The organism is Streptococcus vestibularis ATCC 49124, from assembly GCF_000188295.1.
GTDB classification, from domain to species: domain Bacteria; phylum Bacillota; class Bacilli; order Lactobacillales; family Streptococcaceae; genus Streptococcus; species Streptococcus vestibularis.
Window position 1 is genome coordinate 284282 of record NZ_GL831112.1, and the last position, 5817, is coordinate 290098.

Annotated in this window: 5 protein-coding genes; 4 read left to right on the forward strand and 1 reads right to left on the reverse strand. The window is 41.1% G+C overall.

What is annotated here, in order from left to right:
• Positions 1-310: 310 nt before the first annotated feature.
• Complete coding sequence (locus tag HMPREF9425_RS01480) at positions 311-1042, reverse strand: DUF554 domain-containing protein (RefSeq protein ID WP_003096108.1); 732 nt, start codon at positions 1040-1042, stop codon at positions 311-313.
• A 274-nt stretch (positions 1043-1316) separates the two neighbouring features.
• On the opposite strand from HMPREF9425_RS01480, the gene HMPREF9425_RS01485 reads away from it, so the two are divergent.
• From HMPREF9425_RS01485 to HMPREF9425_RS01500, 4 genes are all read left to right on the forward strand, one after another.
• Positions 1317-2048 (forward strand): ABC transporter ATP-binding protein, encoded by a 732-nt coding sequence (locus tag HMPREF9425_RS01485; RefSeq protein WP_003096109.1) that lies wholly within the window; start codon positions 1317-1319, stop codon positions 2046-2048.
• Positions 2049-2050: 2 nt separating this feature from the next.
• Positions 2051-3640 (forward strand): hypothetical protein, encoded by a 1590-nt coding sequence (locus HMPREF9425_RS01490; protein WP_003096110.1) that lies wholly within the window; start codon positions 2051-2053, stop codon positions 3638-3640.
• Positions 3641-3760: 120 nt separating this feature from the next.
• On the forward strand, positions 3761-4564 hold the full coding sequence (gene proB / locus HMPREF9425_RS01495) for a glutamate 5-kinase (protein WP_003096111.1): 804 nt from the start codon (positions 3761-3763) through the stop codon (positions 4562-4564).
• A 1-nt stretch (position 4565) separates the two neighbouring features.
• A complete protein-coding gene (locus tag HMPREF9425_RS01500; protein ID WP_003096112.1) occupies positions 4566-5816 on the forward strand; it encodes a glutamate-5-semialdehyde dehydrogenase in 1251 nt (416 codons plus the stop codon).
• The last annotated feature ends 1 nt before the right edge of the window (position 5817 follow it).

The following is a 5817-nucleotide window of genomic DNA, read 5'->3' on the forward strand; positions in this document are numbered from 1 at the left end:
GGTTTTTTGTGTCTTAATTCCACCAAAAAAGACCGGTATGCACACACCAGTCTTTTCTGATAGATTCCCATCAGTATTGTAAGTTCGTTAAAATATTAGAGGATGGAAATAGTTATGAAAAAAGTATCTTGTAGGTTGCTTAGGCCTAAAAGGGCTATTATAACAAACTCATCTCAGTCTAAACAAGGTTAGAAAAATTAAACACTATAAACATTACTAGTTTTTAATAGTTTGTATCTATAATGGCAATAAATAGAGACCAAAACCGCCAGCATTAGACTGACGGTATGTCGTTATTTCAATAGTAATTTCAGCCAAGAAAAGGCACCACCCAATTTACCCAGGCCCAGGAAATAGGCATAACCAGAATCATGGCCGGAATCATATCTGCTGTTGGGAATTGACGCAGTTTCATAATACGAAAACCAGTCGCAATCATGAGGAAGCCCCCACAAGCCTTAAAGTCTCCAATCATGGCTTTTGTTGTTAGAGGAAGAATGAAACCAGCACTTACAAAGAGGAGGAAGAAAACGATAAATTGTGGAATGGCAATCATGGAGATGATGTAGCCTAGGCTACAAGAGAAAATCATGGCCGTAAAGAAATCTAGGATAGATTTGGAAATCAAGATGGAAGCATCGCCTGTCATCCCAGACTCAAGGCTCCCATAAATTCCTGTGCCACTCGCACAAAAAAGGACGATAACCGTTAAGAGCTGTGCATAAAATTCATCGTGAGCTAACCCTGTTTGTTTGCTTGGCGTAATCTTGGACAAGCCTTTTTCCATAAGTCCAGCTCCCTTGTTGATGAGGTTTCCAAACTTTAGGGCCAGTCCAATGATGGTACCGATAACTACTGCAAAGATAACTGCAGGCATATTAACCATATTCATAATGGCGCTAATCCCCATAACCATAGAGGCCAGGCCAAAGATAAGGTTAAGATTGTCTTTGAAATCGTCTCTGAGATAATCCCCAAAGAGTCCTCCAGCGATTCCTCCTAAGATAATAGATAGCGAGTTGATGATAATTCCAGTTGGCACCAGTGATTTTCCTCCTATTTGTTCTAAATACTATAAGTTTAGCATTATCAAAGGCTGAATGCAAAATTGTCTCGTATTTGCAAACGTTTTCTTGAAATTGTACCTTTAAAATGATACAATGAATGAGGAGGTAACGAAATAGCCTTATCTAAATCTATTTCCAGTATTTTTAGAGCGTTATTCATAAAAAATAAGGAAACAACTCTAACTCAAAATCTAATATAAATTATAAGATGAGGCCATCGTTAAATAGGTTCTCAAGAAAGGATAAAAGATGATTCGGTTTGAACATGTAACGAAACGTTATGAAGATAAAGATGCTCTCTCAGATCTTAATCTCGAGATTCGAGATGGTGAAATCTTTGGTTTGATTGGGCACAACGGAGCTGGTAAAACCACTACCATTTCCATTTTGACGTCTATCATTGAAGCTAGCTACGGTGAAGTTTACGTCGATGATATGGCCCTTAGCCTGCATCGTGATGCTATTAAGAAGAAAATAGCATATGTGCCAGATTCGCCGGACTTATTTCTAAATTTGACCGCTAATGACTATTGGTACTTTTTGACACGTATCTATGATTTGGAAGCTAGTCAAGTCGAGGAACGTTTGACTGATCTCATGTCTACCTTTGACTTGACTGAAAATCGCTATAACCTCATTTCTTCCTTTTCTCACGGTATGCGTCAGAAGGTTGTTGTTATCGGTGCCCTTTTAGTTAATCCACAGATTTGGGTTTTGGATGAGCCCTTAACTGGTCTGGATCCACAGGCGTCTTATGATTTGAAGGAAGCCATGCGTCATCATGCCAAGGAAGGCAATAGTGTCCTTTTCTCAACCCACGTTTTAAGTGTAGCTGAGCAACTCTGTGATCGTATTGCTATCTTGAAGAAAGGAAAACTTATCTTCCAAGGGTCTCTAGCTGAACTGAAATCTCAGTACCCTGATAAGGATTTGGAAACCATTTATCTGGAAATGGCTGGACGTAAGATTGAGGAGGTATAGTCATGAACTGGAACCATGTTTGGGAGCTTTTTAAAATTAATCTCCTCTACGCCAATCCTCAAGCAGTAACTAACCTACAGAAACGTCAGGAGAAAAAGAAAAAAGCTAATTTCTCCATCGTTAATGCCATGCTTAGACAACAACTCTTGATTCTAGTTGTTTTTACGGTTGTCTATAGCTATCTTTTTGTAGGTGTCGATTATAAGGCCAATCCTGGAGTCTTAACCCTATATCTCTTGACATTTTCAATCATGGGACTTCTCCAGACCTTCACGGCTCTCTATAGTACCTTTTATGACAGTAAAGATAGCAAGGTCTATCTATCTCTCCCCTTGAAACCATCAGAAGTTTTCCTTGCCAAGACCTTGTCAGGTTTTATGGTTGGTATGAGCTTCATGGTACCTATCCTTAGTCTTTTGATTCTAGCTTACTGGCAATTTATTGGGCCGCTTGGGATACCTGTAGGTCTATTTGCCTTTATCCTTTGTCTTTTTGTCAATCTCGTTCTGTCAGTAGTTCTCGCTAATAGCATTGGGACCATGATTGTTCGTAGCTCTCGTCAAAAGCTCTATTCGAGTATCCTGATGACTCTGTCGACCATATTGATTATGTTGCCTATCATGATGGTTGGTTTTCTTAATGGTTATATTAAGGGTGCTGGGCATGTCAATTTTCCCTTGTTGCCTTATCTAAGAGGTTACTATGATGTCGTAGCTGCCCCTCTATCTCCAGAGGCTCTGCTAAATTTCTATCTTCCTCTTATCTTAGTGCTTATCTTGGGCTATTGGTTTTATAAAGTCAGAATGCCTCGTTATTTCCACGAAGCCATCTATAACCAGAAGGCTAGAAAGTCTCAGGCCAAAGCTGTTACCCGAAGCCAAAGACAGGTCTTGGTTCGCCATCATTTATCTACTTTGGGGAATTCAACCCTCATTATCAATACCTATGTGGTACCAGTCTTATATATGATCATGCTAGGTGGGGGTGCGGTCTTTTTGAAAGATCTGGGTCCAGACTATTTCGGACTCCTGCTTTTGGTCGGAATTGCCTTTGGTTTCTTTTCAGCTCAACCAACAAGTTTTCTTGGTGTGGCAACTTCCTTAGAGGGGACAAACTTTGACTTTATTCGTAGCTTGCCAATCAATATGGGTGACTATCTTCGTCAAAAGTTTTGGATTTTCTATGGCTTGCAAGTCAGTGTTTCCCTCTTATTAGGAGGACTTGGTTTAATATTCCTTGCACATCTCCATCCGGTTTTAGTACTGAGTTTCATCATTGGTTTCCTTGTGACAACCTATCTTGCAGGTGGCTATTTCTTTGAACGTGACATTAAATTGTTGGAAGTGAATTGGCAGGAAGTTACCCAACTCTTCAACCGGGGCGGCGGCCAGTGGCTTTATATGGGTATTTTTGTCCTTACCATTTTTATTGCAGCCTTGCTGGGCGGTGTGGTCTTCTTTGCAAGTAAGTTCTGGATTGCCCTAGTAGTCAATACTATAGTATCTGGGCTTATAGCTTTAATTGCCTTAATCGTTTATCTCTTTGTTGATCGCAGACGTTGGAAACGTATTAGAGCCATGTTTTTTGCCTAGAACAAACTGTTTAAAGAGTCTCTCCGATTGGAGGGATTCTTTTTTTGATGATAATGTTAGTTATTTAAAGTTATACATTATAGATGTTAAAATACAAGAATTTAGTGTATAATCATAAACATGAAACGAAATTTTGACTCAGTAAAACGCCTAGTTATCAAAATCGGGACCAGCTCTCTGGTTTTGCCATCAGGGAAAATTAATCTTGAAAAAATCGATCAGCTAGCTTTTGTTATTTCTAGCTTACACAATAAAGGGATTGAGGTTGTCCTCGTATCCTCTGGTGCCATGGGCTTCGGGCTCAATGTCTTAGACCTAGACAAGCGACCGGCTGAAGTCGGTAAGCAACAAGCTGTCTCGAGTGTAGGACAGGTGGCTATGATGAGCCTATATTCTCAGGTCTTTTCACATTACCAAACCAAGGTATCTCAGTTGCTTTTGACGCGTGATGTGGTTGAGTATCCCGAGAGTTTAGCCAATGCCATCAATGCTTTTGAGAGCCTCTTAGAGCTTGGAGTTGTCCCAGTTGTTAATGAAAATGACGCTGTTAGCGTAGATGAAATGGATCATGCGACTAAGTTTGGGGACAACGACCGCTTGTCTGCTATCGTTGCTAAGATTGTTGGTGCAGACCTACTTATCATGTTGTCAGATATTGATGGGCTCTTTGATAAGAACCCAAATGTCTATGAGGATGCGACCCTTCGTAACTATGTCCCAGAGATTACAGAGGAAATTCTGGCATCAGCTGGTGGTGCCGGTAGTAAATTTGGTACGGGTGGTATGATGAGTAAGATTAAATCCGCTCAGATGGTTTTTGAAAATCATAGTCAAATGGTTTTAATGAATGGTGAAAATCCACGTGACATTCTTCGTGTCCTAGAAGGAGCCAAAATCGGTACACTCTTTAAACAGGAGGACTAATATGACATATATTGATACATTGGGCCATCAGGCCAAAGTGGCGAGTCGTCAGATTGCTAAATTGTCAACAGCAGCTAAAAACGACCTTTTAAATCAGGTAGCTAAAGCTCTAGTAGCTGAGAGTGGCTATATTATTACTGAAAATGCTAAGGATATGGCCAATGCCAAGGAAAATGGTATTTCAGAGATTATGCGAGACCGCTTGCTTTTAACGGAAGACCGTATCGCAGGGATTGCTGAGGGTGTCCGTCAGGTAGCAGCTCTTCAGGACCCAATCGGTCAAGTGGTTCGTGGCTATACAAATCTAGACGGTCTTAAAATTGTTCAAAAGCGTGTTCCTATGGGTGTTATCGCTATGATTTTTGAGAGCCGTCCCAATGTCTCAATCGATGCCTTTAGCCTTGCCTTTAAAACTAATAATGCCATTATTCTTCGTGGAGGACGTGATGCCATCAATTCCAACAAGGCCCTGGTTACAGTAGCTCGTAAGGCTTTGGAAAATGCGGGTATCACAGCAGATGCTGTTCAACTGGTTGAAGATACCTCTCATGAGGTAGCCGAGGAACTCATGGCGGCGACCAAGTATGTTGACTTGCTCATCCCTCGTGGTGGAGCCCGTCTCATCCAAACGGTTAAAGAAAAAGCCAAGGTTCCTGTCATCGAAACGGGTGTTGGTAACTGTCATATTTATGTGGATAAATATGCTAACTTAGATATGGCGACACAGATTGTCATCAATGCCAAGACCCAACGACCAAGCGTGTGTAATGCTGCAGAATCTCTCGTCGTTCACGCTGATATTGCAGAAGAATTCTTACCTAACTTAGAAAAAGCTATTTCAAAAGTTCAAGCTGTTGAGTTCCGTGCAGATGAAACGGCTCTGAAACTCATGGAAAAAGCTGTACCAGCTTCACCAGAAGATTTTGCGACAGAGTTTCTTGACTATATTATGTCTGTTAAAGTGGTAGACAGCCTTGATGAGGCCATTGATTGGATTAATACTTACACGACATCGCATTCAGAGGCTATCGTGACTCAGGATATCAGTCGTGCGGAGCAATTCCAAGACGACGTAGACGCTGCAGCTGTCTATGTCAATGCCTCAACTCGCTTCACAGATGGCTTCGTCTTTGGATTGGGGGCTGAAATCGGAATCTCAACCCAAAAAATGCACGCCCGTGGTCCAATGGGACTTGAGGCCCTAACTTCAACCAAGTTCTATATTAATGGCCAAGGTCAGATTAGAGAATAAA